Source organism: Nocardioides sp. Root140 (genome assembly GCF_001426745.1).
Lineage (GTDB): Bacteria > Actinomycetota > Actinomycetes > Propionibacteriales > Nocardioidaceae > Nocardioides.
In genome coordinates this window covers 435,679-461,612 of record NZ_LMFI01000010.1, presented here as the reverse complement: position 1 = coordinate 461,612, position 25,934 = coordinate 435,679, and the positions used below count along the sequence as shown (strand labels likewise).

The following is a 25,934-nucleotide window of genomic DNA, read 5'->3' as shown; positions in this document are numbered from 1 at the left end:
AACGCGGCGTCCCTCATCGTGGTCGTGACCCGTGAGTAGCAAGCCGCGCCGGTACGCCGTGCGTCGTACGACGGGCAGTGGCCACGATCGGGTGGGTTCGCCCGTTTTGACCGTGGGGGAGCGCGCCGCCTATTCTTGACAGTCGCGTCTCCTGCCGCGCCCGCACGGGTGCAGACCCGGACGAAATGGAACCGGGCAGAGTTCGTCAGAAGCGCTGCGTCACCACCCGGTCAGGACCTCTGCCCGGGCCCAACGAACGAAAAGGCTACATACGTGCGTACGTACAGCCCCAAGCCCGCTGACATCCAGCGCGAATGGCTTGTCATCGACGCCCAGGACGTTGTCCTCGGCCGCCTCGCCGTCCAGGCCGCGACGCTGCTCCGCGGCAAGCACAAGGCGAACTTCGCCCCGCACATGGACATGGGTGACTTCGTCATCGTCGTCAACGCGGAGAAGGTCGCCCTGTCGGGCAAGAAGAAGACCGACAAGATGGTCTACCGCCACTCCGGTTTCCCGGGCGGCCTGAGCACCACGCCGATCGGTGACCTCCTCGAGAAGGACGCCCGCAAGGCCATCGAGAACGCGGTCTGGGGCATGCTCCCCAAGAACCGCCTCGGCCGCCAGATGCTGAAGAAGCTCAAGGTCTACTCCGGACCCGAGCACCCGCACGCGGCCCAGCAGGCCAAGCCGTTCGAGATCACGCAGATCTCCCAGTGATTGCAGACAAGGACATCAACGTGACTGAGAACCAGGCTGAGACCGCCGAGGTCGAAGAGACCTTCGAGACCAACGAAGACGGCGTCGCGTACTCCTCGGAGTCCGCCCCGTCCGCCGACGCCCCGCTGCGTCCCGCGACCATCGCGCCCGCGAACGCCACCGGCCGCCGCAAGGAGGCCGTCGCCCGCGTCCGCCTCGTTCCCGGCACCGGCCAGTGGACCGTCAACGGCCGCGACCTCGACTCGTACTTCCCGAACAAGCTGCACCAGCAGGTTGTCAACGAGCCGTTCGCGAACCTCCAGCTCGAGGGCCGCTTCGACGTCATCGCCCGCATCCACGGTGGTGGCATCACCGGCCAGGCCGGCGCCCTGCGTCTCGGCGTGGCCCGTGCCCTGAACGCCATCGACGTCGAGGCGAACCGCCCGTCGCTCAAGAAGGCCGGGCTGCTGACCCGCGACGCGCGCGTCATCGAGCGCAAGAAGGCCGGTCTCAAGAAGGCCCGCAAGGCACCGCAGTTCTCCAAGCGCTGATCGCGCAGGTTTCTGGGTCCATGCCGCAGAAACTGTTTGGCACGGACGGGGTCCGGGGTCTGGCGAACGGTCAACTGACCGCAGAGCTGGCCCTGGACCTCTCCGTGGCTGCTGCACATGTCCTGGCCGACCGCGGCGAGTTCGCGGGGCACCGCCCCGTCGCCGTGGTGGGTCGGGACACGCGCATTTCCGGGCAGTTCCTCGAGGCTGCCGTCGTGGCCGGCCTGGCCTCTGCCGGGGTCGACGTCCTCCTGCTCGGCGTGCTGCCGACACCGGGCGTGGCCTACCTGACCGGTGCGCTCGAGGCCGACCTGGGCGTGATGCTCAGCGCCTCGCACAACCCCATGCCCGACAACGGCATCAAGTTCCTGGCCCGGGGTGGGGTCAAGCTCGACGACGCGATCGAGAACGCGATCGAGCAGCGCCTGGGTGAGCCCTGGGACCGTCCCACCGGTGGCGACGTCGGCCGCGTGTCGACGTACGACGCGGCGGTCGACGACTACTGCGCTCACCTGGTCCGTACGACGACCCGTCCGCTCACCGGACTGCGCGTGGTGCTCGACTGCGCCGAAGGTGCGGCCGCCGAGGCCGGGCCCAAGGCGCTCGCGGACGCCGGGGCCGACGTCACCGCGATCCACGCCCAGCCCGACGGGCTCAACATCAACGACGACTGCGGGTCGACCCACCTGGAGTCCCTTCGCAAGGCCGTGATCAAGGACGGCGCCGACGTCGGCTTCGCCCTCGACGGCGACGCCGACCGCTGCCTCGCCGTCGATGCCTCGGGCGAGGTCGTCGACGGCGACCAGCTCCTCGCCGTACTCGCGCTCTCCATGCGCGACGCCGGTCGGCTGCCCAACGACGTCGTGGTCGCCACCGTGATGAGCAACCTCGGCTTCGTGCAGGCCATGAAGGCCAACTCGGTGAAGGTGCGCCAGACCAAGGTCGGCGACCGCTACGTGCTCGAGGCCATGAAGGCCGGCCGCTACGGTCTCGGCGGCGAGCAGTCGGGCCACGTGATCATGAGCGAGCACGCCACCACCGGCGACGGCATCCTCACCGCACTCCACGTGCTGGAGCGGATGGCCTCGACCGGGTCCTCCCTGGCCGAGCTGGCCGCCGTGATGACCCGGCTGCCGCAGGTGCTGATCAACGTCCCCGGCGTCGACAAGTCGCGGGCCGACGAGGACGCCGTACTCGCTGCGGCGGTCGCCGAGGCCGAGGCCGAGCTGGCCGACACCGGTCGGGTGCTGCTGCGCCCCTCGGGCACCGAGGCGCTGGTGCGGGTGATGGTCGAGGCCCCGACCGAGGAACAGGCCGCCTCGGTGGCCGAGCAGCTCGCCGCCGTCGTGCGCGAGCGCCTGTCGCTCTGACCGAGCGCGGGTACGGGTAACGGATACGGGGCCGCACTTGTGCGGTGCTGTGGTCGGTTCGCCCGTGGCGTGACGCGTGTGGAGCGACCGTAACCCCGCGTTACCCGGGGCGGGGTGGGACGAAAACGGGTCGACCCGGCCTGCCCCAGTGCCTAGGGTCGCCCCGTGAGTGACTTGGAGATCCGCGAGGTCGACGTCCATGACGAGGCCGCGCTGCGCACCTGGTGGGAGGTCGGGCACGCGGCCAGCGCGGAGCGGCCCTTCGACGCATGGCCGGCGTGGGAGGTCTCGCGGGTGGCGCTGCCGTTCCCGCGCACCGACTCCGCGATCACCCTGCTCACCGCCTTCGACGCGGGCGCCGCAGTGGGCACGGCACTGGTCGTGGAGTTCCTCCTCGACAACACCCACCTCGCCGAGGTCACCGTGTACGTCGACCCGGCACAGCGCCGGCGCGGGTTCGGCACGCAGCTGCTCGACGAGGCCGAGGAGCGGGTACGCCGCAGCGGCCGCACCTCGATCATCTCGAGTGCCTTCGCCCCGGTCGACGGGGAGAGCCCGGGCTCGCTCTTCGCCGCCGCGCGCGGATACCCCGTGGGCAGCGCCGAGGAGACCAAGCTGGTCGATCTGGCCACCGCGACCGAGTCGTGGGGTTCCCTGCAGGACGAGGCGGATGCCGGGCTCGGCGACTACTCCTGCATCGTCTTCGACGGCCCGTGCCCCGAGGAGCACGTCGAGGGGTTCGCCGACGTGCTCTCGATCTTCATCGGTGCCATTCCGTCCGGTGACCTCGACCTCGAGGACGCCCAGTGGACTCCCGAGCGCATCCGTCTCGGCGAGCGCGAACGCGTCGAGGCCGGCCGGGTCAACGTCACGGCGCTGGCCCTGACCCCGGCCGGTGGGGTCTGCGGGTTCTCCGACGTACGCCTGAGCCGGGCCGACCCACGGCACGCTGGGGTCGGCGGCACGCTGGTGGTCCCCGAACACCGGGGCCATCGGCTCGGGCTGGCGATGAAGCTGCTCACGCACGGGCGGGTGAGGGAGCTCTTCCCCGAGTGCGAGTTCATCGAGACCGGCAACGCCGGGGTCAACGCGCCGATGAACGCGGTCAACGAGCGCATGGGCTATCGCGTGGTGGAGCGTTGCCTCGACGTGCAGAAGCGCCTGGCATGACGGAAGGGAAGGGCATGAGCTGCGAGATCGTCCGGGTCGATCCGTTCGACGACGAGGCGTTCGAGGCCTGGTACGCGACGTACGCCGCTGCCGACGCACACGGACGCGAGGAGCTGGCCGCCACCTGGACGCTGGCCGAGCTGCGGGCCCAGGGACAGGCGGTGCAGGAGCACCAGGAGAGCGCGTGGTGGTCGGGGCTGCTGGAGGGCCGCACGGTGGTCGCCGGAAAGCTCAGGCTGACCCACCACGACAACCGCGACCTCGCCATGGTGGAGGTCTTCACCGAGCCGGCCCATCGCACCCACGGGCACGGCTCGGCCATGCTGGCGGTGCTCGAGGAGCAGGCCCGGGCGGCCGGCCGCACCCGGTTGCTCGCCGAGTGCAGCTACCCGATCGACGCGCCCCAGGACGGCTCCGGACACCCGTACGCCGACTTCCTGCGGCACCGCGGGTTCACCTTCGGCATCGGTGACGTGCAGCGCATCCTCGACCTGCCGGTCCCCGAGGACGACCTGCATGCCCTCGTCGATTCAGCTGCGTCGAGCCACGCGTCGTACACCTTCCGCTCGTTCGCCGGGCAGATCCCCGAGGAGCTCCTCGCCGAGTACGCCGCCCTGTGCGGAGCGCTGATGACCGAGGCGCCCACCGGTGACCTCGTCCTCGAGTCGAGTCACGTCGACGTCGATGCCTTCCGTGCGGAGCAGGAGGTCCTCGAGCGGCAGGGGCGCACCCGCTACGGCACGGTCGCCATCGCCGACGACGGCACACTGGCCGGCTACACCGACATCGTCGCCAGCGCCCACGACCGCGGCCGCGGCTACCAGTGGGGCACCCTGGTCTGGTCGGCGCATCGCGGCCACCGGCTCGGCCTGGCGCTCAAGGCGCGCAACCTCGTGTCCCTGCAACGTGAACGCCCCGACCTGGGCGTCGTACGCACCTGGAACGCGGAGGTGAACGATCACATGGTGGCGGTCAACGACCTGCTGGGCTTCCGCCCGGTCGAACGACTGGGGGAGTTTCAGAAGAATCCCGGTGCGTCATGATGGAGTCATGAACGAACGGGGAGGCCTGCGCCAGGCAGCGTTGGCGCTTGCTGTCGTGAGTGTCCTGACCACCCTGGGCGCGGGGATCACCGCGGGTGTCGCGGCCGGCCAGGGTGACGACCCCGACGGCTCGGGCACCCTGGTCCGCGGCAAGGGCGACCCGACGGAGTCCGGGACGGGGCCGTCCGAGACGAGCACCACCGAGGACCCGGGCTTCGACTACACCGGCTGGAAGGTCGTCAACGGCATGCCCGGCGACTCCGGTGAGGTGGCCAGCTACAGATTGCCGCCCACCAGCTGGAAACCGTTCGCCTCCGACTACGCGGTCAGCTTCACCGACAAGAGCGGCAAGGCCTACGTGAGTGGTCACGCGTTGGCCAACTACTACGGCAACAGGTGCAAGGACGGCGGCGAGCGGGTCCCGGGCGGTTGGACCGTGCTGGCCGACACCGTCCCCTCGGGCGACCTGAAGACCATCGCGGAGGACGCCGCGCGCGGCTGGGCACGCGGCTACGGCACCAACGCCAACGGGACCACCGGCACGATGACCCGACCGGTGGCCAAGGAGGTCACCCTCGACGACGGCACGACGGCCGCCCGAGCGTCGATCGACATCGACATGAGCATCTTCAGCGGGGTCTGCCTGCCGACCAAGGCACAGGTCTCGGTCACCACGATCGACACCTCCGAGGGCGCCAAGACGCTCGTGCAGGCGCGCTACGTCTCGGCGGTCGGGATCACCGACACGCAGTGGAGGGCGATCGGCCAGTCGCTCGAGGACTGAGCGTCGAGCAGGCCGGCGCGGGCCAGTGCAGGGCAGAGTGGACCAGTGCGGGTCAGAGCTTGCGGAGCCGCACGTAGCGCACCGAGTGGTCCGCGTCCTTGCGCAGCACCAACGTCGCCCGCGAACGGGTCGGCAACACGTTCTGCACCAGGTTGGGCCCGTTGATGCTCTCCCAGATGCGGGTCGCCTCGGCGACCGCTTCGTACTCCGTCAGGCTGGCGTAGCGGGTGAAGTAGGACTCGGGGTCGCGGAACGCGGTCTCGCGCAACCGCTGGAACCGCTGGATGTACCAGTGCCGGATGTCGGTGGTCGCGGCGTCGACGAACACGCTGAAGTCGAAGAAGTCGCTGACCGCAAGGCCGGTGCGGCCGTCATCGCGGACCCGGGCCGGCTGGAGAACGTTGAGGCCCTCGATGATCACGATGTCGGGATGCCGGATCACGATCTTCTCGTCGGGCACCACGTCGTAGGTCAGGTGTGAGTAGATCGGTGCCTCGACCTCGTCCTTGCCGGACTTGATGTCGACCACGAAGCGGAGCAGCGCCTTGCGGTCGTAGGACTCCGGAAAGCCCTTGCGCAACAACAGGCCGCGGCGCTGGAGCTCGGCGTTGGGCATCAGGAAGCCGTCGGTGGTGACCAGCGCGACCGACGGGTGCTCGGGCCAGTGGGCCAGCATCTGCTGCAGCACGCGAGCAGTGGTGGACTTGCCCACGGCCACCGACCCGGCCAGCCCGATCACGAACGGCGTGCGCGGTGGCGTCGGCCGGGCCAGGAACTCCTGCTGGCTCCGGTGGAGCTTGCCGGCCGCTTCGACGTACATGCTCAGCAGCCGGGAGAGCGGCAGGTAGACCTGTTGCACCTCGTCGAGGTCGAGCTCGTCGCCGAGGCCCCTTACCCGGTCGATCTCCTCGGGGGAGAGGGGTTGCTCGGTGTGCTCGGCCAACGCGGCCCAGGCGGCGCGGTCGAGTTCGACGTACGGCGAGGTCTCGCGCGCCTGCTCGCGGCTCTCGGAGCCTGCCGGTGAGGACATGCCAAGCATTGTTGCAGGGGGAAGGGCCACTGCTTCGGGCGGATACACTTCCCGCCATGTGTGGAATCGTTGGGTACGTCGGCAGCAAGCAGGCTCAGCAGGTAGTGATGGAGGGGCTGCGTCGACTCGAATACCGGGGCTACGACTCCGCAGGCATCGCGCTGGTGCACGAGGGAGCGATCGCCTCCGACAAGCGCGCCGGCAAGCTGGCCAACCTGGACAAGGCGATCGCCGAGGCCCCGCTGCCGACCTCGTCGACCGGCATCGGCCACACCCGCTGGGCGACCCACGGTGCCCCCAACGACACCAACGCGCACCCGCACCTGGGCCAGGAGTCGCGGTTGGCACTGGTGCACAACGGCATCATCGAGAACTTCTCCGAGCTGCGTGACGAGCTCGAGTCGGAGGGCCACACCCTGGTCTCCGAGACCGACACCGAGGTGGCCGCCCACCTGCTCGAGCGCGAGCTGGCCACCGGCGTCAACCTCACCGTGGCCATGCAGCAGGTGTGCCGACGCCTCAAGGGCGCCTTCACACTCGTCGCCGTCGACGGCCAGGACCCCGACCGCGTGGTCGCCGCCCGCCGCAACTCCCCGCTCGTGGTCGGGCTGGGCGAGGGAGAGAACTTCCTCGGCTCCGACGTCGCGGCGTTCATCGAGCACACCCGCGAGGCGCTCGAGCTCGGCCAGGACCAGGTCGTCACGATCACCCGTGAGGGCGTCGAGGTGACCGGCTTCGACGGCTCGCCCGCCGAGGGTCGTCGCTACCACGTCGACTGGGACCTCGCGGCCGCCGAGAAGGACGGCCACGACTGGTTCATGCGCAAGGAGATCCTCGAGCAGCCCGAGTCGGTGTACGACGCGATGCTCGGCCGCCACACCGAGGACGGCCAGCTCATGCTCGACGAGGTGCGCATCGACGACGAGGCGCTGCGCGACATCGACCGCATCATCGTGGTGGGCTGCGGCACTGCGGCGTACGCCGGTCAGGTGGCCAAGTACGCCATCGAGCACTGGACCCGCATCCCGGTCGAGGTCGAGCTGGCCCACGAGTTCCGCTACCGCGACCCGATCCTGACCCGCAACACGCTCGTCGTCGCGATCAGCCAGTCGGGCGAGACCGCCGACACCCTGATGGCGATCAGGCACGCCCGCGCCCAGGGCGGCAAGGTGCTGGCGATCTGCAACACCAACGGCGCCACGATCCCGCGTGAGTCCGACGCGGTCATCTACACCCACGCCGGACCCGAGATCGGGGTTGCCTCGACCAAGGGCTTCCTGACCCAGATGGTGGCCTGCTACCTGCTCGGCCTCTACCTCGCGCAACTTCGGGGCACGAAGTTCGGTGACGAGATCGCCTCGGTCGTGCGCGACCTGCAGCAGATCCCCGCGCAGATCCAGCAGGTGCTCGACCGTGCCGACCAGGTCTACGCGCTGGCTGCCACGCTCAAGGACTCCAAGGCGGTGCTGTTCCTGGGCCGTCACGCCGGCTACCCGGTGGCCATGGAAGGTGCGCTCAAGCTGAAGGAGCTGGCCTACATCCACGCCGAGGGCTTCGCCGCGGGCGAGCTCAAGCACGGCCCGATCGCGTTGATCGAGCCCGGACTGCCGGTCTTCTGCGTGCTGCCGCCCCGCGGCCGCGACCAGCTGCACGACAAGATGGTCAGCGCGATCCAGGAGATCCGGGCCCGCGGCGCCCGCACGATCGTGCTCGCGGAGGAGGACGACCAGTCGGTCGCGAAGTACGCCGACGAGATCATCCCGCTGCCCAAGGTGCCCACGCTGCTCCAGCCGTTGGTCGCGGTCGTGCCGCTTCAGCTGTTCGCCTGCGAGCTGGCCACCCTGATGGGCCACGACGTCGACCAGCCCCGCAACCTGGCCAAGTCCGTCACCGTCGAATGATCACCCCACGAGAACGCGCTTCGCTTGCCTTCCCGCGGGGACCCCGATGAATCACCCCACGAGAACGCGCTTCGCTTGCCTTCCCGCGGGGACCCCGATGACCACCCCACCCGAGGACACCCGGTGATCGTCGGGGTCGGCATCGACGTGGTCGAGATCGAGCGCTTCATCGCCTCCCTCGAACGCACGCCGGCGCTGCGCCACAAGCTCTTCACCCCCGCGGAGGCATCGCTCCACCCGCAGTCCCTGGCCGCCCGGTTCGCGGCCAAGGAGGCGATGGCCAAGTCGCTGGGTGCCCCGGCGGGACTGGCCTGGCACGACGCCGAGGTGATCTCCGAGACCTCCGGCCGACCGAGGTTCGAGCTGCGGGGCACCGTGAGGGCCGCGGCCGACGCACTCGGTGCGTCGTCGGTGCACCTCTCGCTGAGCCACGACGGTGGCATCGCGTCGGCGTTCGTCGTACTCGAGGGCTGACGCGGCCCTCTCGTCGGTGTAGGTACGTTGGGCTCCATGCGTGGAGCACACACCGTGGAGCAGGTCCGGGCGGCCGAGGCGGCACTGATGGCACGCCTGCCCGAGGGCGCGCTGATGGCGCGTGCCGCGGCCGGCTTGGCCACCGCCGTCATCGACCTGCTCGGCGGCGCCTACGGGCGACACGTCCTGCTGCTGGTCGGCTCGGGCGACAACGGTGGCGACGCGTTGTACGCCGGTGCGATGCTGGCCCGCCGCGGCTGCGCGGTCGAGGCGGTGCTGCTCTCCACGCGCGTCCACGAGGCCGGGCTGGCCACCCTGCGCAGGGCCGGTGGCCTGGTCCGGGAGCCGGGCGGTGGCGCCCGTCCCGACGTGCTGGTCGACGGCATCGTCGGCATCGGAGGACGCCCGGGCCTGCGTCCCGAGGCGGTCGCCGAGCTGGCGGCGTACGACGGCGTGCCCGTGGTCGCCGTCGACGTGCCCAGCGGCGTGGACGTCGACACCGGCGAGACACCCGGACCCCATGTCGTGGCCGACGTGACCGTGACCTTCGGCACACACAAGGTCGCGCACCTCGTCGACCCGGCCGCTCTCGCCTGCGGCACCGTGGCCCTGGTCGACCTCGGACTCGACCTGCCGGAGGCCGGTGTCGAGTCGCTCCAGCCCGCCGACATCGCGCGACTCGTGCCCCGCCCCGGACCGGACGCCCACAAGTACACCCGCGGGGTCGTCGGCCTGCGCACCGGTGAGGCCTTCGCGGGTGCCGGACTGCTGAGCGCTGCGGGCGCCTCGTGCGGGCTGGCCGGCATGGTCCGCTACGTCGGTCCCCTCGAGGTCGCCGAACAGGTCCTCGCGGCTCACCCCGAGGTGCTCGTGGGAGCCGGACGCGTGCAGGCCTGGGTGGTCGGCTCCGGTGGCGGTGCCGACGCGGTCGACGAGCGAGCAGCCGCACTGTGTGACGGCGTACCGGTGGTGCTGGACGCCGACGCACTGGTGGACCTGCCCGCCGACCTGCCGGAGGGCGTCGTGCTCACTCCGCACGCCGGCGAGCTGGCCAGGATGCTGGGCATCGACCGCGCCGAGGTCGAGGACCGGCAGCTCCACTGGGCCCGCGCCGCCGCCGAGCGGTGGGGAGCGGTGTGCGTGCTGAAGGGGCGCCACACGCTCGTCGCACGCCCCGACGGACGGGTCCGGGTGACCACCACCGGGCTGCCCTGGCTGGCCACCGCCGGGGCCGGCGACGTGCTGGGCGGGCTGACCGGCGCGCTGCTCGCCTCGGGCCTCGACCCCTTCGACGCGGCATCGGTCGGGTCCTGGCTGCACGGTGCGGCAGCGACCCTGGCCTCCGACGGTGGGCCGATCGTGGCCGGTGACGTCGCCAGGGGCATTCCTGAGATCGTTCACATGGTGTGCACGGAGCATGACTAGGTTGACCCCATGCTCTACACCGCGCTGCACGCCGTCGTCCCGCCCGTGGCACGAGCCGTGTGGCGCCCGGAGATCACCGGCCTCGAGAACATCCCCGCCTCCGGTGGGGTGATCGTCGCCAGCAACCATCTCTCGTTCGCGGACAGCCTCGTGATCCCGATCGTGGCGCCGCGCAAGGTGGTCTTCCTGGCCAAGTCCGACTACTTCACCGGGTCGGGCATCAAGGGCGCGCTGTCCAAGGCCTGGTTCGAGGGCCTCGGCATGCTGCCGGTCGACCGTGACGACGCGCAGGCAGCGCTCACCTCCCTCGACACGGCGCTCAAGGTCCTCGGCAAGGGCGAGGCGTTCGGCATCTATCCCGAGGGCACCCGGTCGCGCGACGGGCGGCTCTACCGCGGACGCACCGGCGTGGCCCACCTCGCGCTGACCGCGGGCGTGCCGGTCGTGCCCGTCGGGCTGCAGGGCACCGCGGAGCTCCAGCCGGTCGGCTCACGCCTGCCGCGGCTGGCCAAGGTGCGTGTCGCGATCGGCGAACCGCTCGACTTCACCGGCCGCTTCGACGACGTGCCGGCCGGCCGCGCCCGTCGTACGGCGACCGACGAGATCATGGCTGCCATCGCGCAGCTGAGCGGCCAGGAACTGGCGGGGCAGTACAACGACCGTCCGGTCGAGGACGAGTCCTGACGTTCGTCCGGGCACTCGGCCTGACAGAATCGCGGCCATGACTGAAGGTGCGCGCGCCGAGATCGTGGTCGACGTTGCGGCGATCCGGCACAACGTCCGGCGCTTGCGGGAGATCGTGAAGGGCTCGACCGGCTCCGGACCGCTGATGATGACGGTGGTCAAGGCCGACGGCTACGGACACGGCGTCCACGAGGCCGCCCGGGCGGCCCGCGAGGGCGGCGCCGACTGGCTGGGCGCGGCCACCATCGACGAGGCCGTGGCGGTGCGCGCCGGCGGCGACTCCGGACGACTGCTGTGCTGGCTGACCGTGCCCGGTGAGGACTGGGCGGCCGCGATCACCCGCGACATCGACGTCACGGCGTACTCCCTGGCCGAGCTGGCCGAGATCGAGGCCGCGGCCCGCGATCTCGGTACGACCGCTCGTGTGCAGCTCAAGGTCGACACCGGCCTCTCGCGCGGTGGCTGCCTGCCGGCCGACTGGCCTGCGCTCACCGCCGAGGCCCGCGCGGCCGAGGAGCGCGGGCACGTGCGGATCACCGGCATCTGGTCACACCTGGCCTGCAGCGACGAGCCGGAGCACCCCGCGAACGACAGCCAGGAGAGAGTCTTCCGTGACGCGCTGGCGGTGGTCGACGCGGCCGGCCTGACGCCGGAGGTGCGTCACCTGGCCAACAGTGCGGCCGCCGTGCTCCGCCCCAGCGTCCACTTCGACCTGGTGCGCTGCGGTATCGCCAGCTACGGCCTCGACCCGGCGCCCGGCGTCACCGGTGACCTGGGACTGGTGCCGGCGATGACCGTGCGCGCGCGGTTCGCGATGGTCAAGAAGGTCGCGGCCGGTGAGTCCGTCTCCTACGGCCACACGTGGACCGCGGAGGCCGACACCACGATCGGACTGGTCCCGATCGGCTACGCCGAGGGCCTGCCCCGCATCGCCTCCAACCGGGTCGACGCGTGGTACGCCGGACGCCGGCGGCCGGTCCGGGGCACCATCTGCATGGACCAGTTCATGGTCGACCTCTCCGGTGAACCGGCCGACGCCGGCGACCGGGTCGAGGTCTTCGGCACCGGGCACGACGGCGCACCGACCGCCCTGGACTGGGCCGAGGCCGCGGGCACCATCAACTACGAGATCGTCACGCGGGTCGGTGGCCGGTTGCAGCGGGTGCACGTCGACAGTGAAGGATCGCCGAATGAGCGTGCGTAGACGGGTCCTGCAGGTCGCCGCCGGGGTGGCGGGTGTCGCGGCGGCCGGCACGGTCGCGGGCACCGCCGTACGCGTGGTCAGGCAGCGACGCATCATCGCCCGCCGCGGTGTCGGCGATGCGCTCGAGCTCGGCTCCCTGCACTCGGCACCGGTCACCGTCATCGCCGACGACGGCGTACCGCTCCACGTCGAGGTCGACGAGTGCACCGCCCCCGAGGGCGCCCGTCGAGCCGGCGAGCTCGCTGACGACGACCTCACCGTCGTCTTCGTGCACGGCTACGCGCTCACCCTCGACTGCTGGCACTTCCAGCGGGCCGGCTACCGCGGGCTGGTCCGGGCGGTCTACTACGACCAGCGCTCACACGGCCGGTCCGGACGGTCGTCGTCGAAGAACGCGACCATCGAGCAGCTCGCCCAGGACCTACGCGAGGTGCTCGACCAGGTGGTGCCCCACGGCCGCGTCGTGCTGGTCGGGCACTCGATGGGTGGCATGTCGATCGTGGCGCTGGCGGAGGCGCACCCCGAGCTGTTCGGCGACCGGATCGCCGGGGTCGCGCTGATCTCCACGACCGCCGGTGGCCTGAGCCCGCACCGCATCGTGCTGCCGATGGTGCCGCGCGGCGTGGCCGGCCTGATGACCACGCGACTGATCGCCGGGCTGGCTCGTGGTGCGCGCGTGGTCGACGGCGTACGACGCCTCGGCAAGGACTTCGCGATCGTGGCCACCGACCGTTTCGCGTTCGGCAGCGACGTGCCGGGGGAGTACGTCACGTTCGTCGACTCGATGCTCTCCGGGACGCCGTTCGAGGTGCTGGCGGAGTTCTTCCCGAGCTTCGACGCGCTCGACAAGTTCGCCGTGCTGAACGCGCTCGAACGGGTGCCGACCACGATCATCTGCGGCACCGCCGACAAGCTCACCTCGATCGGGCACAGCCGCAAGATGCACTCGCTGCTGCCGCACTCGCGCCTCGTCGAGTTCGACGGCGCCGGGCACATGGTGATCATGGAGCGGCACGTCGAGGTCAACGCCGCGCTCGACGACCTGCTCGCGGCCGCGCTCGAGCACGAAAGGGAGCAGCCCTCGTGAGCCGGCGGATCGAGACCGTCGACCAGGCGGCCGCGGGCGACGTGTACGCCGTGGTGCGCGCCGCGTTCGGCGCTCGCCCACCGCTCGACCCGCCGGCAGGTGCGCTGGCCGAGACTGTCGAGTCGATCGGCAAGGCGCTCGCCGACCAGGGTGGCCTGCTGGCCCTCGAGGACGACAAGGCAGTCGGCTCCCTGCTGTTCGACCGGGAGGGACCAACCTTGGCCCTGCGCCGATTCGGGGTGGTGCCCGGCGCCCAGGGCTCCGGCGTCGCCGGAGACCTGGTGCGGGCCGCGGAGGAGCACGCTGAGGCTCTCGGGTGCACGTCGGTGCGGGTCGTGGCCCGCGTCGAGCTCCCCGCCTCCGTCGCGTTCTGGGAGCACAACGGCTTCGTCCGCGGCGCCCGCGAAGGAGCGTTCCTGCACCTCGTCAAGGTCTTCCCACGCAGGTTCACCCTGCCGACCGCCGAGGACGCGACGGCGTTCGGTGAGCGGATCGCCGGGCTGATGCGGGCCGGTGACCTGGTGATCCTGACCGGCGAGCTGGGGGCCGGAAAGACCACCTTCACCCGCGGCCTCGGGGCCGGGCTCGAGGTGCGGGGCGGCGTCACCTCGCCGACGTTCGTCATCGCGCGGGTGCACCCCTCGCTGGTCGGCGGCCCCTCGTTGGTGCACGTCGACGCCTACCGTCTCGGCTCGATCGACGAGCTCGACGACCTCGACCTCGACACGTCCCTCGACGAGGCGGTCACCGTCGTCGAGTGGGGCGCCGGAGTCGCGGAGGGTCTGGCCGACGACCGCCTCGAGATCTCGCTCTTGCGGGCGACCGGTGACGTCTCGTCGCTGGAGGACCACGACGTGCGCGAGGCCGTCGTACAGCCGGTGGGGTTGCGCTGGGCCGACATCGCCTGGCCGGTCTGAGCGGCTTCGTCGCGCGCGGGACCCTCGTGATCGCGCTCGCGCCGGCACGCGGTTAACCTCGTCCTCGTGCTCCTCGCCTTCGACACCGCGTCCCCCCAGGTCACCGTCGCCCTCGCCGAGGGAGACGACGTGCTGGCCGAGCTGCGTTCGGAGCAGTCGATGAAGCACGGCGAGCAGCTGGCCCCGCTGATCGAGGCGGTGCTGGCCCAGGCCGGTGCGGTGCGGCAGGACGTCACCGCGATTGCCGTCGGCGTCGGGCCCGGACCCTTCACCGGGTTGCGGGTCGGGCTGGTCACCGCCCGCACGCTCGGTTTCGTGCTCGAGGTGCCGGTGTACGGCGTGTGCTCGCTCGACGTGCTGGCCGTCGAGGCGGTCGCAGCCGGCGCGGTGGACCAGCCGTTCGTGGTGGCCACCGATGCCCGGCGCAAGGAGGTCTACTGGGCGCCGTACGACGAGTCGGGCGCGCGCCTCGACGAACCTCAGGTGAGCCGGCCCTCCGACGTGGCCACCGCAGTGCCCGTCGTCGGCGAGGGTGCCGCGCTCTATCCGGAGAGCTTCCCGACCTCGGTCGGTCCGCAACGTCCCGGCGCCGGATGGCTCGCGGTCGCAGTCGCCGACGAGCGCGTCGAGCTGCTCGACCCCGAGCCGCTCTACCTGCGCAGACCCGACGCCGTGATGCCCGGCAAGCCGAAGAGGGTCTCGTGATCCGGCCGGCGCTCGCCGCGGACTGCGCTGCCGTCGCCGAGCTCGAGGAGAACCTGTTCGGCGCCGAGGCGTGGGACGAGGACTCCCTCCTCGACGACCTCGAGCGCGACGGCCGGTTGTTCGTGGTCTTCGAGGACGACGACGAGCCGGTCGGCTATGCGATCACGACCCTGGCTGGTGACTTCGTCGACCTCGCGCGCATCGGCGTACACCCGTCGCGGCAGCGGGAGGGCATCGCCGCCGCACTGCTCGAGCACGTGCTGGACGCGGCCGACGACGACGGCGCCGACCGGATGCTGCTCGAGGTGTCCGCGGTGAACCCGGAGGCGCTGGCCTTCTATGCCGCGTCGGGCTTCGAGCAGATCGACGTACGACCCCGCTACTACAAGGACGGCTCCGACGCGATCGTGATGCTCCGGTCGATCGGCCCGTCCGGGAGCCCCTCATGAACGAACCCCTGGTCCTTGGCATCGAGACGTCCTGCGACGAGACCGGCGTCGGCATCGTGCGCGGCCACACACTGCTGGCCGACGCGGTCGCCTCGTCCGTGGAGGAGCACGCCCGCTTCGGTGGCGTCGTGCCCGAGGTCGCCTCGCGGGCGCACCTCGAGGCGATGGTGCCGACCATCGAGCGTGCCTGTACGACGGCCGGCATCGCACTCCGCGACGTCGACGCGATCGCGGTCACCAGCGGCCCCGGACTGGCCGGCGCCCTGCTGGTCGGCGTGGCCGCCGCCAAGTCGTTGGCCCTCGGACTCGGCAAGCCGCTCTACGGCGTCAACCACCTGGCCTCGCACGTCGCGGTCGACCAGCTGGAGCACGGGCCCTTGCCCGAGCCGTGCATCGCGATGCTGGTCAGCGGCGGTCACTCCTCGCTGCTCCGTGTCGCCGACATCACCACCGGCGTCGACCCCCTCGGCGCCAGCATCGACGACGCGGCCGGCGAGGCGTTCGACAAGGTGGCCCGCCTGCTCGGCCTGCCGTTCCCCGGCGGCCCGTTCATCGACCGCGCTGCCGCCTCGGGCTCCAGCGTGTACGTCGATTTCCCCCGTGGCCTCACCTCGCGACGCGACCTGGAGCGACACCGTTTCGACTTCTCGTTCTCCGGGCTCAAGACCGCGGTCGCCCGCTGGGTCGAGGCCCGCGAGCGCTCCGGTGAGCCGGTGCCGGTCAACGACGTCGCCGCCTCGTTCCAGGAGGCGGTCTGCGACGTGCTCACCCGTAAGGCGATCGACGCCGCGGTCTCCGAGGGGATCGACGACATCCTGATCGGCGGCGGGGTCGCGGCGAACTCACGCCTCCGGGTGCTGGCCGAAGAACGCGCCGCGGCGCGGGGCATCAGGGTGCGGGTCCCGCGGCCCGGCCTGTGCACCGACAACGGCGCGATGGTGGCCGCCCTCGGGTCCGAGATGGTCGCCCGGGGCCGCACGCCCTCCGCCCTCGACCTCCCCGCCGACTCCTCCCAGCCGATCACGACGGTCCTGGTCTGACTTCTGCTGGTTGAGGAGGCCGCGTCCGCTTCGTGCCCTTCTCGGTGGTTGAGGAGGCGCGCCAGCGCCGTCTCGAGACCACTCGGTCGCGGGCCACCATGCCGGCCACGCTGCTCGGCCAGGACAGTGCAGTTGGTGTGGGCGGGTGTGGGCGTGGCGGTAGCCCCGTTCACCGTGTTGTGGTGGCGGGGCTTGCGCTGGTGGTGCTGTGGGGCCGGTGCTGCTTGTATTGATCCCGACGTTGCTGCGGATGAAGTCGCTGTCGCGCGGTGTCGGGGTTCAGTTGGTGGGGAGCTCGATCGTCCCGTGGGTGGTGACCAGCCAGGTCCGGCGGTACTGGTTGGTCCAGGTATAGGTCGGGCGACGCGTGCGACGGTGTCCACGTCTGCGNCTGTCGCGCGGTGTCGGGGTTCAGTTGGTGGGGAGCTCGATCGTCCCGTGGGTGGTGACCAGCCAGGTCCGGCGGTACTGGTTGGTCCAGGTATAGGTGCCGTCCTTGTTCCTGACGTAGGACCACCGGCCATGGGTTTTGGCGAGGTGATGTCGTCGGCACAACGGTGCGAGCCTGTCGGGGCTGGTCTGGCCCGGTGGCCCGTGGTCGTCGTAGGACTCAATGTGGTCGAGGTCGCAACGCCTCGAATCAACCGAACAGTGCGGGAAGACNGTGGGTGGTGACCAGCCAGGTCCGGCGGTATTGGTTGGTCCAGGTATAGGTTCCGTCCTTGTTCCTGACGTAGGACCATCTGCCGTGGGTTTTGGCGAGGTGATGTCGTCGGCACAACGGGGCGAGCCTGTCGGGGCTGGTCTGGCCCGGTGGCCCGTGGTCGTCGTAGGACTCAATGTGGTCGAGGTCGCAACGCCTCGAATCAACCGAACAGTGCGGGAAGACGCAGTGCTGGTCGCGGGTGAGGACTTGTTCGCGCATGGCTTCGGGTGGGTCGTGCTGGTCGACCGCCCAGTCGTGATTCAGGTCGATGACTGGGGTGAAGGTGGCGTCGGGGCCGAGGTCGCGGATCCAGTCGAGGATCTTCTCGGTGGTGACGGCGCCGAACAGGTTCGTCTCCGCCATCCCCGGTGCCGGCTCGTGGCCGCTGATGCCGTCGCGGTCGGGTCCAGCTGTCGCATCGGCGGTCGGATCGGCATTTGCAGTCGCGGCGGTGCCGGCGGTGGCGAGGTCGGCGAGGTTCACGTGGATGTAGAGCCGGGTCTTGAGGTAGGACTTGCGCGGCGTGACCTTCTTGCCCGCACCATGACTGCCCGCACCGTCGCCTTCACTGGCTGCATCGCCGTCGCCGTCGGGGATGAGGCCGAGGAGGTCTGCGGTGGCCTGCCGATCCGCGATCACGCCGAGGGCCTTGGCCCTGCGTTGCCCGAGGGTGTCGGTGTCACCCAGCTTGCCGAGGGTGGTGGCCTCATCACTGATGAGGTCGTGGAACTTCGCCAGGTCCAGCGAGTCACCCATCGCCCGGCTGGTGCCGTTGCCGGCTCCGGCGCCGTGGTCGATGGTGACGTCCCACTGGTCCTTCCCGGGCACCGGGGACGGGTCGTTGTCGAGTTTGTCGGGGTGGAACTTCGCGATCGCCGACCTGATCGTCTTCTCGATCGTCGGGATCCCATACCTACCCAGCCGGGCGAGTTCGGTGTCGATCCACTCGGCCGCCTCGGCGGAGAGGTCGTGGGTGTCTTCGGCGATCTTGCAGCCCCGCCAGGCCTCGAGCTCCAACGCATCGACCGCAGCCCAGGTCTGGGGGAGGCGGTGGTGCAGGTCCAACGTGTTCGCCAGGACCTTCTTGGCGGTCCAGGAGGACACGGCGGTGGCGGTGGCCCAGGACTCGGTCACGAACGCCGCCACCAACGGTGTCCCTTCACCACCCAACGCTTGGTCGTAGTCGGCCAGTCCGGGGATCCCGTCACCCCACGTCGCCGCATCCACACCGGGCCCGGCCGGGTTGGTGACACACAACTGGTAGGCGAGGCGGAGCTTGCGGCGTTCGGCACGCCAGGCGGTGTCCTTGGCGTCGGTGATCAGGTCGAGCAGGACCGCNCTTCGAGGTCGTCGACCTCGAAGGGTTGGGCTCCTGCATCGGTTTCGATCATGGGTCCATTGCATCAGGCACCACCGACAGCCGACACCCCCAAAACCGGTTGTCCACAGGTCCCGGAGAAGATTCTTCGAACTATTTTCTGGGGTGGTGTCGAGACGGTCGCAGGGCGACTTCCTCAACCAGCGAAGGGTGGCGGGCGGGGTGGCTTCGAGACGGACGCTGAGCGACTTCCTCAACCACCGAGCCACCAAGGATCCGGTGTTCGCGCATCAAGAACACGCGGTTCGCGCATCAAGAACACACGGTTCGCGCGTCACGTCCGCGGGACACGCGAAGGCCGCGACCCGCCGCGGTTGCGGCGAGTCGCGGCCTTCGTCACGTGGTGGTTGTCCGACCAGCTCAGGGCTGCAACATCAACCAGGGCGCCGTCATCGTGCCGTTGTCGTAGTCGCGCTCGAGCAACCGCTCGACGCTGCCGTCGAGGCCAACCCGATAGAGGTTGTGGGTGGACACCTTGTTGGCGGTCCCCGGCCCCTCGGTGTGGATGAGCAGGTGGTCGTCGTCCTCCCAGTCGGCTCCCACGATCGAGGTGTTCTTCTCGATCGCCGTGTCGAGGTCGATGCCGAGCACCTTGTCACCCGTGCGGGCGTCCACGACGGTCATGGAGCGCGGCCCGGCTCCGTCGGTGTCGGAGTGGTAGCCGGCCAACAGCGAGTTGTCCGGCGAGAACCCCGCGCTGTAACCGAACGCGAGGTCGCAGGTCTTGAACAGCCGCTTCATCGCCTGCTCGTCGTAGACCGCGCTGCACACGGGATCCGTCGGTGGGGCCGAGATGGGGGTCACCACCCCGACGATCAGGTTGTCGGTCGAGACCGCGGCGACATTGGTGAAGTCACCCGGGACGACGTCGACGATGCCGTGGGAGTCGGCCGACACGGGCTTGCCGTCCTGCACGTTGACGAACACCCGGCATCCGCCGTCGACCTCCATGCACGAGTCGTGGCCCAGGATCGCGACCGGCGTCAGGTAGGAACCCTCCACCTTGCCGAGGTCGACCGAGCGGCCACCGAAGCGGGTGACCACCGTGCCGTCGGTGGCGATCCAGGCGGCTACCGAACCGTCGGCCGACGAGACCGGGCCGTTCATGAAGGGCACCGAGTCGACGACCTGCCACTGCTGGTCGAACACGTCGATGCTGGGTTCGTCCTCGAAGCCAGAGGCTCCGAGGTATTCGTCGCCCGCCCTGCGTGGGGCACCGTAGTTCTTGCCGAGATCGACGGTCGTGCCGTCGGGCTGCACGAGCTTGTCGGCGTCGACGTACGCCAGCTTGGGCGGGTCGCCCTCGGGCAGTGTCGGGTCGAGCACGGCGTCGTGCACCTGCTGCGTGTCCGGTGCGACGGGCCCGGGGGCCGCGTCGTTGTCGAACAGGCTGCCGCCGAACATGGCAGTCGGCACGATGATCGCGGCAGCGGCCAGGGTGGCGACGCCCGTGGTGAGGCGGCGGTTGCGCTTGATGCGTCCGGCCCGGCCGACGACCTGGTCGAAGGAGATGGGGGAGCCGTCGATGCGGTCCGCCCGTCCGTGCAGCTCGTGGGTGAGTTCCTTCTCGGTGTTCATCGCTCCTCCTCCCTGAGGCTTGCCTCGCTGGTGAGGCCGTGGCTGGATGCCTGCCCGCGCAGGGTCGCGAGGGCCCGGCTGGTCTGTGACTTCACCGTGCCGACGGAGACGCCGAGGATGTCAGCGGTCTCGGCTTCGGTGAGCTCTTCGTAGTAGCGGAGTACGACGGCCGCCCGCTGCTTGCGCGGAAGCGTCTGGACCAGGTTCCACAGCGCGGAACCCTGCCCCTCGTCGTACGCGTCATGGGCCGGAATCCACTCCGGCACCTCGTCGCTGACCGTCTCGCGCTTCTTCCACGCGCGACGCCACAGCGAGTTGTTCTCGTTGACCATGATCCGGCGCGCGTAGCCGTCGATGGCGTCGCGCTGCCTGACCTTGTCCCACGTGAGGTACACCTTGGCCAGCGTCTGCTGCACCAGGTCCTCGGCCCCGTGGTGTTCCCCCGTCAGGAGGTACGCCGTGCGCAGGAGCGCCGGCTGGCGTGCGGCCATCCAGCTGCTGAACTCGGCGTCCTTGCTCGAGCTGCGGTCCTGGACCATCACACCTCCTGCATGTGTTGCCATCATTGTCACCACCGTCCCTTCCCACCCAAGACGGGGTCAGGGCGGGGAAGGTTGCACGATCAGGGCAACGGAACGCGGGCGAATTCCGGGCGGTAGAGAGACGGGTCCTCGGCGATCCTGTCGAGGTCGGCGATGTTGCGGCTCCAGCTGACCACGACGGTGCCGCGTTTCGGCAGCAGGTGTGGGTGGGCCAGGGGCATGTACTGCAGCACGTCCTCACCGGACGGGATGGTGGCCACGGCCGGACCCGCCACGAACGGCCCGGTCGGCGTCCTCGACCTCCAGATCACCAGGTCCGTGCCGAGCACGTCGTTGCGCTTGCTGACGGCGTACCACGCGCCGTCCTGCTCGAAGACGCTCAGCACGCGTGAGACGCCGTCCTTCGCGGGGATCAGGGTGGCCAGCTTCTTGTCCGAGCGGCTCCATCGAGTGCCGGTCCAGAAGCGCCACGCACTCGTGTCGGTGAGGCTGGTGAGCGGGACCCGCGCCACGTGCAGTGACCACCCGAGCACGCGGTCGTCGTCGGGATGGGCCGTGCCGTAGACGTAGAGGGTCTCGCCGCGCACGGCGACCGCCGCCCCCCACGTGGGTCGGGTGTCGTCGACCCGGTCCGGGCCGACGTCGCGCACGTCCATCAGCTCAGGCGTGCCGTTGGCCGGTACGTCGAACTCGGCGATCGAGCTGCCCAGGATGCGGAAGTCCCAGAGTCCGTTGCCCGTGGCCTGGACCCGGAGCAGGCCGACGCCGACCAGGTCGTGCCCGTCCAGGGCCCGCTTGTCGACCGACATCGGCCAGTAGCCGACGCCGTCCTCTCGGTTCGGGACGATCGCGCCCCGGTCGGCCGGCAGGACCACGGAGGCGCACTCGTCGCCGATCAGCAGCATGGAGTTGCGCACGAAGCTGGGGCCGTTGAACTTCGGGCCGTGCAGGGTGTCGCCGAAGACCCACAGGCTGCGACCGTCACTCAGCGCGACACTGGCGCCGACGTCCGCACCGACGAAGCCCGGAATGCGTCGGGTGTCGCCGACGAACGTGTTGATGTCGGCGACCGTGCGGGGTGGATGGGTCGGGACGCAGCTCACCGAGGCATCGTCGGAGGGTTGAGCCTCCGGCTCGGGCCGGAGCCCCTTGCGGATGGCGGCGCCGCCCCAGAGCGCCAACAGCACGACGGACGCGCAGACGACGAGGACCAGCAGGTGCAGACGCAACCCGGTCCGGTCGAAGGCCATCCGGCTAGCTCTCGGGGAACGCGCAGAACTCGTTCCCCTCCGGGTCGGCGAGCACGGTCCAGGACTCCAGCTCGGCCAGCACCGTCGCCCCGGCGGCAGTCAGGGCGCCGAGGTCGGGCGTGGTGAGGTCGAGGTGCACACGGTTCTTGGCCGACTTCGGTTCCGGGACCTTCACGAAGACGAGGTACTCGAACGGCGCGCCCGGGATCTCCTCGAGGCCCCACTGCTCGGCCTCGCCTTCGAGGCGGCCGCCGAGGACCTCGGCCCACCAGGTGGCAATGCGCTCAGGATCGGCACAGTCGAGGACGAGCTCATAGATCCGCGTCTCGGGAGGCTCGTCGCGGACGAACGCGCAGAACTCCCCGCCCTCGGGGTCGGTCATCACCGTCCAGGGGAACGACGTGTCGTCGACGACCGTGGCGCCGAGGTCGACGAGCGCGGAGACCGACCCGGTGTGGATGTCGAGGTGGAGACGATGCTTGACGGACCTGGGCTCGGGCACCGTGTTCACCCAGACGGCCTGCTCCTTCGTCGCGCCGGAGAGCAGGGCGTCGCCGTCGTCGAGTCGTCGTACGTCGAGCCCGAGCGCGGCGCCCCAGAAGGTGGCGAGGGCAGCGGCGTCGGTGGCGTCGATGCACAGGTCCTTGTACCTGCACAGGCTCATGTCGACCACCCTAGACGCCCGACCACTAGGGTCGGCACCGACGACATCGATCCGAGGAGGAAACGTGCAGCAGGTGCGCGCAGTGGTGGCCAGGGCCAAGGGTGAACCAGTCTCGGTGGAGACGATCAACGTTCCGGATCCCGGTCCGGGCGAGGCGGTCGTGAAGATCCAGGCGTGCGGGGTCTGCCACACCGACCTGCACTACCGTGAGGGTGGCATCAACGACGAGTTCCCGTTCCTGCTGGGCCACGAGGCCGCAGGGGTGGTCGAGGCGGTCGGTGAGGGTGCCACTGTCGAGCCGGGTGACTTCGTGATCCTCAACTGGCGTGCGGTCTGTGGCACCTGTCGGGCGTGCCTGCGCGGTGAGCCGTGGTACTGCTTCGCGACCTTCAACGCGACCCAGAAGATGACCCTGGAGGACGGCACGGAGCTGAGCCCCGCGCTCGGCATCGGCGCGTTCGCCGAGAAGACGCTGGTGCATTCCGGCCAGTGCACGAAGGTCGACCCGTCGGCGCGGGCCGCCGCAGTCGGCCTGCTCGGGTGCGGCGTGATGGCCGGACTGGGCGCGGCGATCAACACCGGCAACGTCGGGCGCGGCATGTCGGTGGCCGTGATCGGCTGCGGTGGGGTGGGTTCGGCCGCGATCGCGGGTTCGAAGCTGGCCGGCGCGGCGAAGATCATCGCGGTGGACCTCGACGACAAGAAGCTCGGGTGGGCGAAGAACATGGGCGCCACCCACACGGTGAACTCGAAGGGCATCGACCCGGTGGCCGCGATCCAGGAGCTCACCGACGGTAACGGTGCCGACGTGGTGATCGACGCCGTCGGCCGCCCCGAGACGTGGAAGCAGGCGTTCTACGCACGCGACCTCGCGGGCACCGTCGTACTCGTCGGCGTGCCCACGCCGGACATGAAGATCCCCGAGATCCCGCTGATCGACGTGTTCGGCCGTGGCGGCGCGCTGAAGTCCAGCTGGTACGGCGACTGCCTGCCGAGCCGTGACTTCCCGATGCTGGTCGACCTCTACCAGCAGGGTCGCCTTGACCTGGACGCGTTCGTCACCGAGGAGATCGGTCTCGACGACGTCGAGGCGGCGTTCGACCGGATGCACACCGGTGACGTGCTCCGCTCGGTGGTGATCCTCTAGTGGCTGCGCGCATCGACCACGCCGTCGTGTCCGGCACGTTCTCCCTCGACGGCGAGACCTTCGACGTCGACAACAACGTCTGGGTGATCGGCGACGACACCGAGTGCATCGTGATCGACGCACCCCACGACGTCGCCGCGATCCGGGCCGTCATCGGCGACCGCAGGCTCAAGGCGATCCTCTGCACCCATGCGCACGACGACCACGTGCGGATGGCGCCGGCGCTGCGCGACGCCGTACCCGCGCCGATCCTGCTGCACCCCGACGACCGTCCGCTGTGGGAGCTCACCCACACCGACGAGCTGTGGGACGTCGACCTGTCCGACGAGCAGGAGATCGTCGTGGCCGGCACCACGTTGCGCGTCATCCACACTCCGGGGCACGCTCCCGGTGCGGTCTGCGTGTACGTCGAGGAGCTGGGCTGCCTCTTCTCCGGTGACACGCTCTTCAACGGCGGCCCGGGCGCGACAGGTCGTTCGTTCAGCGACCGGCCGTTGCTGGAGGAATCCATCAAGTCACGCTTGTTCGGTTTACCGGACGACACAGTTGTGCACACTGGCCACGGCGACGACACGACGATCGGCGCCGAGAGGGCAAACCTGTCCTGATCACGCACCCTGACCCGAAGAGGATCATCCATGTCTGACCAGAACCCACAGGGCCCCGAGTTCGGCCAGCCCGAACAGCCCGGCCAGCCGCCGTACGGCCAGCCGCCGCAGTACGGCCAGCCCGAGCAGCCCCAGTACGGACAGCCCCAGTACGGCCAGCCGCAGCCCGGGCAGCAGTACGGTCAACCCGACCCGCAGCAGCAGTACGGCCAGCCCGAGCAGTACGGCCAGCCGGCGTACGCGGCCGGCTACCAGGGCCAGCAGATGTACGGCGGCCCCGGGCCGGTCGGCACCGTGCGTGGCACCGGCATCACGATCCTGCTGATGCTGGTCACCTGCGGCATCTACGGTTTCGTCTACTACTACAAGACCTACGAAGAACTGAAGCAGAACACCGGACAGGGCCTCGGTGGCCTCGTCGGCCTGCTCCTGACCATCTTCGTCGGCTTCGTCACGCCGTTCCTGCTCGCCGGCGAGGTCGGCAAGGCCCGCCAGAGCCGCGGCCTCGAGGAGAAGGTCAACGCGATGACCGGGCTGTGGATCCTGCTGCCACTGGTCGGCGGGATCGTCTGGTTCGTGAAGATGAACGGCGCGCTCAACGAGTACTGGATCTCGCAGGGCGCCCAACCGGCCTCCTGATCTGGCTAGAGTCGTCCCATGGCGGACGGCTACTTTCCGCACGGCTCGATGCTCCGCCACGTGCAGGAGCATCGAGCCGTGGGTCAGACCTACGGACAACGCGCGCTGATCATCGGCGCCACCCATCCCGTGCCCTACGTGGGCACCAGCGCCTCGACGAACGCGAAGGAACGGCCCTTCATGCGGCTCTCCGCGACGGCCGAGGCGTTCGAGTCGATCTTCTTCGGCGACCGCGCCGAGGCCGACCGGGTGCTGGCGATGGTGCACCAGATGCACACGAAGGTGAAGGGCACCCTCGACCGTGACGAGGGCAACTTTCCCTCCGGCACGCCGTACGACGCGTTCGACCCGGAGCTCATGCTCTGGACCATGGCGATGCTCGCGGACTCCTCGCGGGTCGCGTTCGAGGCCCTCGTCCGGCCGCTCGGGGCCGACGAGAAGGAGCGGCTCTGGGTCGACTGGGTGCGCTTCGGCGAGCTGTTCGGCATGCCGCGCTCCGTGGCGCCGGAGACCGCGGCCGACTTCGAGGCCTGGATGCAGGCCCAGTTGGCCGGCCCCGACTTCCACGTCACCGACGAGGCCCGCGTCGTGGGCCGGGCGATCGCCCTCGACATGCCCGTGCCGATCCAGCTCCGTCCCGGCATCACCGGCACCAACCTGGTGGTCCGCGGCATGCTGCCCGAGCGCGTGCGCAAGGCGTTCGGGCTGTCCTGGACACCGGCCCACGCGGCGGCGTACGCCGGCATCACCGCGGGTGTGCGGGCCTCGCACCGCGTCGTCCCCGATCAGGTGAGGCTGGGCCGCAACACCGGTCTCTTCCGGCTGGTCAGCCGCACCGAGCGTCGCATCATCCAGCGCGGTGGCCGCACGATGGAGCTGCCGGCGGCCTGAG

General features: G+C 70.2%; 25 protein-coding genes. 20 read left to right on the top strand and 5 right to left on the bottom strand.

What is annotated here, in order from left to right; genetic code table 11:
- Positions 1-273: 273 nt before the first annotated feature.
- The 6 genes from rplM to ASD30_RS12540 all read left to right on the top strand — a co-directional run bounded on the left by rplM (position 274) and on the right by ASD30_RS12540 (position 5,614).
- Entirely contained in the window at positions 274-717 is a 444-nt protein-coding gene (rplM, locus tag ASD30_RS12565; RefSeq protein ID WP_056681660.1) for a 50S ribosomal protein L13, read from the top strand.
- A 20-nt stretch (positions 718-737) separates the two neighbouring features.
- Positions 738-1,247: a 30S ribosomal protein S9 gene (gene rpsI, locus ASD30_RS12560; RefSeq protein ID WP_056684904.1), complete on the top strand. Its 510-nt coding sequence runs from the start codon at positions 738-740 to the stop codon at positions 1,245-1,247.
- A gap of 20 nt (positions 1,248-1,267) precedes the next feature.
- Entirely contained in the window at positions 1,268-2,617 is a 1,350-nt protein-coding gene (glmM, locus tag ASD30_RS12555; RefSeq protein WP_056681657.1) for a phosphoglucosamine mutase, read from the top strand.
- A 165-nt stretch (positions 2,618-2,782) separates the two neighbouring features.
- Positions 2,783-3,787 carry a GNAT family N-acetyltransferase gene (locus ASD30_RS12550; RefSeq protein ID WP_056681654.1) on the top strand — a complete coding sequence of 335 codons (1,005 nt, stop codon included), beginning with the start codon at positions 2,783-2,785 and terminating at the stop codon, positions 3,785-3,787.
- Entirely contained in the window at positions 3,784-4,830 is a 1,047-nt protein-coding gene (locus ASD30_RS12545) for a GNAT family N-acetyltransferase (protein WP_156393636.1), read from the top strand. Before ASD30_RS12550 ends, ASD30_RS12545 begins: the two co-directional genes overlap by 4 nt.
- Before the next feature lie 7 nt (positions 4,831-4,837).
- Positions 4,838-5,614 (top strand): hypothetical protein, encoded by a 777-nt coding sequence (locus ASD30_RS12540; RefSeq protein WP_056681650.1) that lies wholly within the window; start codon positions 4,838-4,840, stop codon positions 5,612-5,614.
- Between the two features lie 52 nt (positions 5,615-5,666).
- Here the strand turns inward: ASD30_RS12540 and coaA are convergent, their stop codons facing one another.
- The gene (gene coaA, locus ASD30_RS12535) at positions 5,667-6,644 is read right to left on the bottom strand and encodes a type I pantothenate kinase (RefSeq protein WP_082563808.1); all 978 of its coding nucleotides are present in this window, start codon (positions 6,642-6,644) and stop codon (positions 5,667-5,669) included.
- 56 nt (positions 6,645-6,700) lie between these two features.
- On the opposite strand from coaA, the gene glmS reads away from it, so the two are divergent.
- From glmS to tsaD, 10 genes are all read left to right on the top strand, one after another.
- A complete protein-coding gene (gene glmS, locus ASD30_RS12530) occupies positions 6,701-8,545 on the top strand; it encodes a glutamine--fructose-6-phosphate transaminase (isomerizing) (RefSeq protein WP_056681647.1) in 1,845 nt (614 codons plus the stop codon).
- 123 nt (positions 8,546-8,668) lie between these two features.
- Positions 8,669-9,019 carry a holo-ACP synthase gene (locus ASD30_RS12525; RefSeq protein ID WP_056681646.1) on the top strand — a complete coding sequence of 117 codons (351 nt, stop codon included), beginning with the start codon at positions 8,669-8,671 and terminating at the stop codon, positions 9,017-9,019.
- Positions 9,020-9,055: 36 nt separating this feature from the next.
- The gene (locus ASD30_RS12520; protein ID WP_056681645.1) at positions 9,056-10,444 is read left to right on the top strand and encodes an NAD(P)H-hydrate dehydratase; all 1,389 of its coding nucleotides are present in this window, start codon (positions 9,056-9,058) and stop codon (positions 10,442-10,444) included.
- 9 nt (positions 10,445-10,453) lie between these two features.
- A complete protein-coding gene (locus tag ASD30_RS12515) occupies positions 10,454-11,128 on the top strand; it encodes a lysophospholipid acyltransferase family protein (RefSeq protein WP_056681644.1) in 675 nt (224 codons plus the stop codon).
- 37 nt (positions 11,129-11,165) lie between these two features.
- On the top strand, positions 11,166-12,332 hold the full coding sequence (alr, locus tag ASD30_RS12510; protein ID WP_056681643.1) for an alanine racemase: 1,167 nt from the start codon (positions 11,166-11,168) through the stop codon (positions 12,330-12,332).
- Positions 12,319-13,419, top strand: a complete 1,101-nt coding sequence (locus ASD30_RS12505) for an alpha/beta fold hydrolase (protein WP_056681642.1) — start codon at positions 12,319-12,321, stop codon at positions 13,417-13,419. The genes alr and ASD30_RS12505 overlap by 14 nt, the downstream gene beginning before the upstream one ends.
- Positions 13,416-14,336, top strand: coding sequence for a tRNA (adenosine(37)-N6)-threonylcarbamoyltransferase complex ATPase subunit type 1 TsaE (gene tsaE, locus ASD30_RS12500; RefSeq protein WP_056681641.1), 921 nt, complete (start codon positions 13,416-13,418; stop codon positions 14,334-14,336). Before ASD30_RS12505 ends, tsaE begins: the two co-directional genes overlap by 4 nt.
- A 66-nt stretch (positions 14,337-14,402) precedes the next feature.
- Positions 14,403-15,041: a tRNA (adenosine(37)-N6)-threonylcarbamoyltransferase complex dimerization subunit type 1 TsaB gene (gene tsaB / locus ASD30_RS12495; RefSeq protein ID WP_056681640.1), complete on the top strand. Its 639-nt coding sequence runs from the start codon at positions 14,403-14,405 to the stop codon at positions 15,039-15,041.
- Positions 15,038-15,490 (top strand): ribosomal protein S18-alanine N-acetyltransferase, encoded by a 453-nt coding sequence (gene rimI, locus ASD30_RS12490; protein ID WP_056681639.1) that lies wholly within the window; start codon positions 15,038-15,040, stop codon positions 15,488-15,490. The genes tsaB and rimI overlap by 4 nt, the downstream gene beginning before the upstream one ends.
- Positions 15,487-16,530: a tRNA (adenosine(37)-N6)-threonylcarbamoyltransferase complex transferase subunit TsaD gene (gene tsaD, locus ASD30_RS12485; protein WP_056681638.1), complete on the top strand. Its 1,044-nt coding sequence runs from the start codon at positions 15,487-15,489 to the stop codon at positions 16,528-16,530. The genes rimI and tsaD overlap by 4 nt, the downstream gene beginning before the upstream one ends.
- A gap of 2,444 nt (positions 16,531-18,974) precedes the next feature.
- Here tsaD and ASD30_RS12475 read toward each other — a convergent pair.
- The 4 genes from ASD30_RS12475 to ASD30_RS12460 form a co-directional block, all read right to left on the bottom strand.
- Entirely contained in the window at positions 18,975-20,192 is a 1,218-nt protein-coding gene (locus ASD30_RS12475) for a hypothetical protein (protein ID WP_056681636.1), read from the bottom strand.
- On the bottom strand, positions 20,189-20,731 hold the full coding sequence (locus ASD30_RS12470; RefSeq protein WP_056681635.1) for a SigE family RNA polymerase sigma factor: 543 nt from the start codon (positions 20,729-20,731) through the stop codon (positions 20,189-20,191). The genes ASD30_RS12475 and ASD30_RS12470 overlap by 4 nt, the downstream gene beginning before the upstream one ends.
- An 83-nt stretch (positions 20,732-20,814) precedes the next feature.
- Positions 20,815-21,984, bottom strand: coding sequence for a DUF4185 domain-containing protein (locus ASD30_RS12465; protein ID WP_056681634.1), 1,170 nt, complete (start codon positions 21,982-21,984; stop codon positions 20,815-20,817).
- A 4-nt stretch (positions 21,985-21,988) separates the two neighbouring features.
- A complete protein-coding gene (locus ASD30_RS12460) occupies positions 21,989-22,648 on the bottom strand; it encodes a VOC family protein (RefSeq protein WP_056684901.1) in 660 nt (219 codons plus the stop codon).
- 64 nt (positions 22,649-22,712) lie between these two features.
- Here ASD30_RS12460 and ASD30_RS12455 point away from each other — a divergent pair, with 64 nt between their 5' ends.
- Genes ASD30_RS12455 through ASD30_RS12440 form a run of 4 tightly spaced genes read left to right on the top strand, consistent with a single transcriptional unit; the run spans position 22,713 to position 25,933 of the window.
- Complete coding sequence (locus tag ASD30_RS12455) at positions 22,713-23,795, top strand: S-(hydroxymethyl)mycothiol dehydrogenase (protein WP_056681633.1); 1,083 nt, start codon at positions 22,713-22,715, stop codon at positions 23,793-23,795.
- Positions 23,795-24,403, top strand: coding sequence for an MBL fold metallo-hydrolase (locus tag ASD30_RS12450; protein WP_056681632.1), 609 nt, complete (start codon positions 23,795-23,797; stop codon positions 24,401-24,403). Before ASD30_RS12455 ends, ASD30_RS12450 begins: the two co-directional genes overlap by 1 nt.
- A gap of 30 nt (positions 24,404-24,433) precedes the next feature.
- Complete coding sequence (locus tag ASD30_RS27175; protein WP_082563806.1) at positions 24,434-25,042, top strand: DUF4234 domain-containing protein; 609 nt, start codon at positions 24,434-24,436, stop codon at positions 25,040-25,042.
- A gap of 18 nt (positions 25,043-25,060) precedes the next feature.
- Positions 25,061-25,933: an oxygenase MpaB family protein gene (locus ASD30_RS12440; RefSeq protein ID WP_056681631.1), complete on the top strand. Its 873-nt coding sequence runs from the start codon at positions 25,061-25,063 to the stop codon at positions 25,931-25,933.
- The last annotated feature ends 1 nt before the right edge of the window (position 25,934 follow it).

Coding starts and splice junctions, on each gene's coding strand:
- ASD30_RS12470 (WP_056681635.1), bottom strand. CDS start 20,731: ATGGTCCAGGACCGCAGCTCGAGCAAGGACGCCGAGTTCAGCAGCTGG.
- alr (WP_056681643.1), top strand. CDS start 11,166: ATGACTGAAGGTGCGCGCGCCGAGATCGTGGTCGACGTTGCGGCGATC.
- ASD30_RS12520 (WP_056681645.1), top strand. CDS start 9,056: ATGCGTGGAGCACACACCGTGGAGCAGGTCCGGGCGGCCGAGGCGGCA.
- ASD30_RS12475 (WP_056681636.1), bottom strand. CDS start 20,192: ATGAACACCGAGAAGGAACTCACCCACGAGCTGCACGGACGGGCGGAC.
- ASD30_RS12460 (WP_056684901.1), bottom strand. CDS start 22,648: ATGAGCCTGTGCAGGTACAAGGACCTGTGCATCGACGCCACCGACGCC.
- ASD30_RS12440 (WP_056681631.1), top strand. CDS start 25,061: ATGGCGGACGGCTACTTTCCGCACGGCTCGATGCTCCGCCACGTGCAG.
- ASD30_RS12505 (WP_056681642.1), top strand. CDS start 12,319: ATGAGCGTGCGTAGACGGGTCCTGCAGGTCGCCGCCGGGGTGGCGGGT.
- glmM (WP_056681657.1), top strand. CDS start 1,268: ATGCCGCAGAAACTGTTTGGCACGGACGGGGTCCGGGGTCTGGCGAAC.
- ASD30_RS12540 (WP_056681650.1), top strand. CDS start 4,838: ATGAACGAACGGGGAGGCCTGCGCCAGGCAGCGTTGGCGCTTGCTGTC.
- ASD30_RS12545 (WP_156393636.1), top strand. CDS start 3,784: ATGACGGAAGGGAAGGGCATGAGCTGCGAGATCGTCCGGGTCGATCCG.
- coaA (WP_082563808.1), bottom strand. CDS start 6,644: ATGTCCTCACCGGCAGGCTCCGAGAGCCGCGAGCAGGCGCGCGAGACC.
- ASD30_RS12465 (WP_056681634.1), bottom strand. CDS start 21,984: ATGGCCTTCGACCGGACCGGGTTGCGTCTGCACCTGCTGGTCCTCGTC.
- ASD30_RS12515 (WP_056681644.1), top strand. CDS start 10,454: ATGCTCTACACCGCGCTGCACGCCGTCGTCCCGCCCGTGGCACGAGCC.
- tsaD (WP_056681638.1), top strand. CDS start 15,487: ATGAACGAACCCCTGGTCCTTGGCATCGAGACGTCCTGCGACGAGACC.
- glmS (WP_056681647.1), top strand. CDS start 6,701: ATGTGTGGAATCGTTGGGTACGTCGGCAGCAAGCAGGCTCAGCAGGTA.
- ASD30_RS27175 (WP_082563806.1), top strand. CDS start 24,434: ATGTCTGACCAGAACCCACAGGGCCCCGAGTTCGGCCAGCCCGAACAG.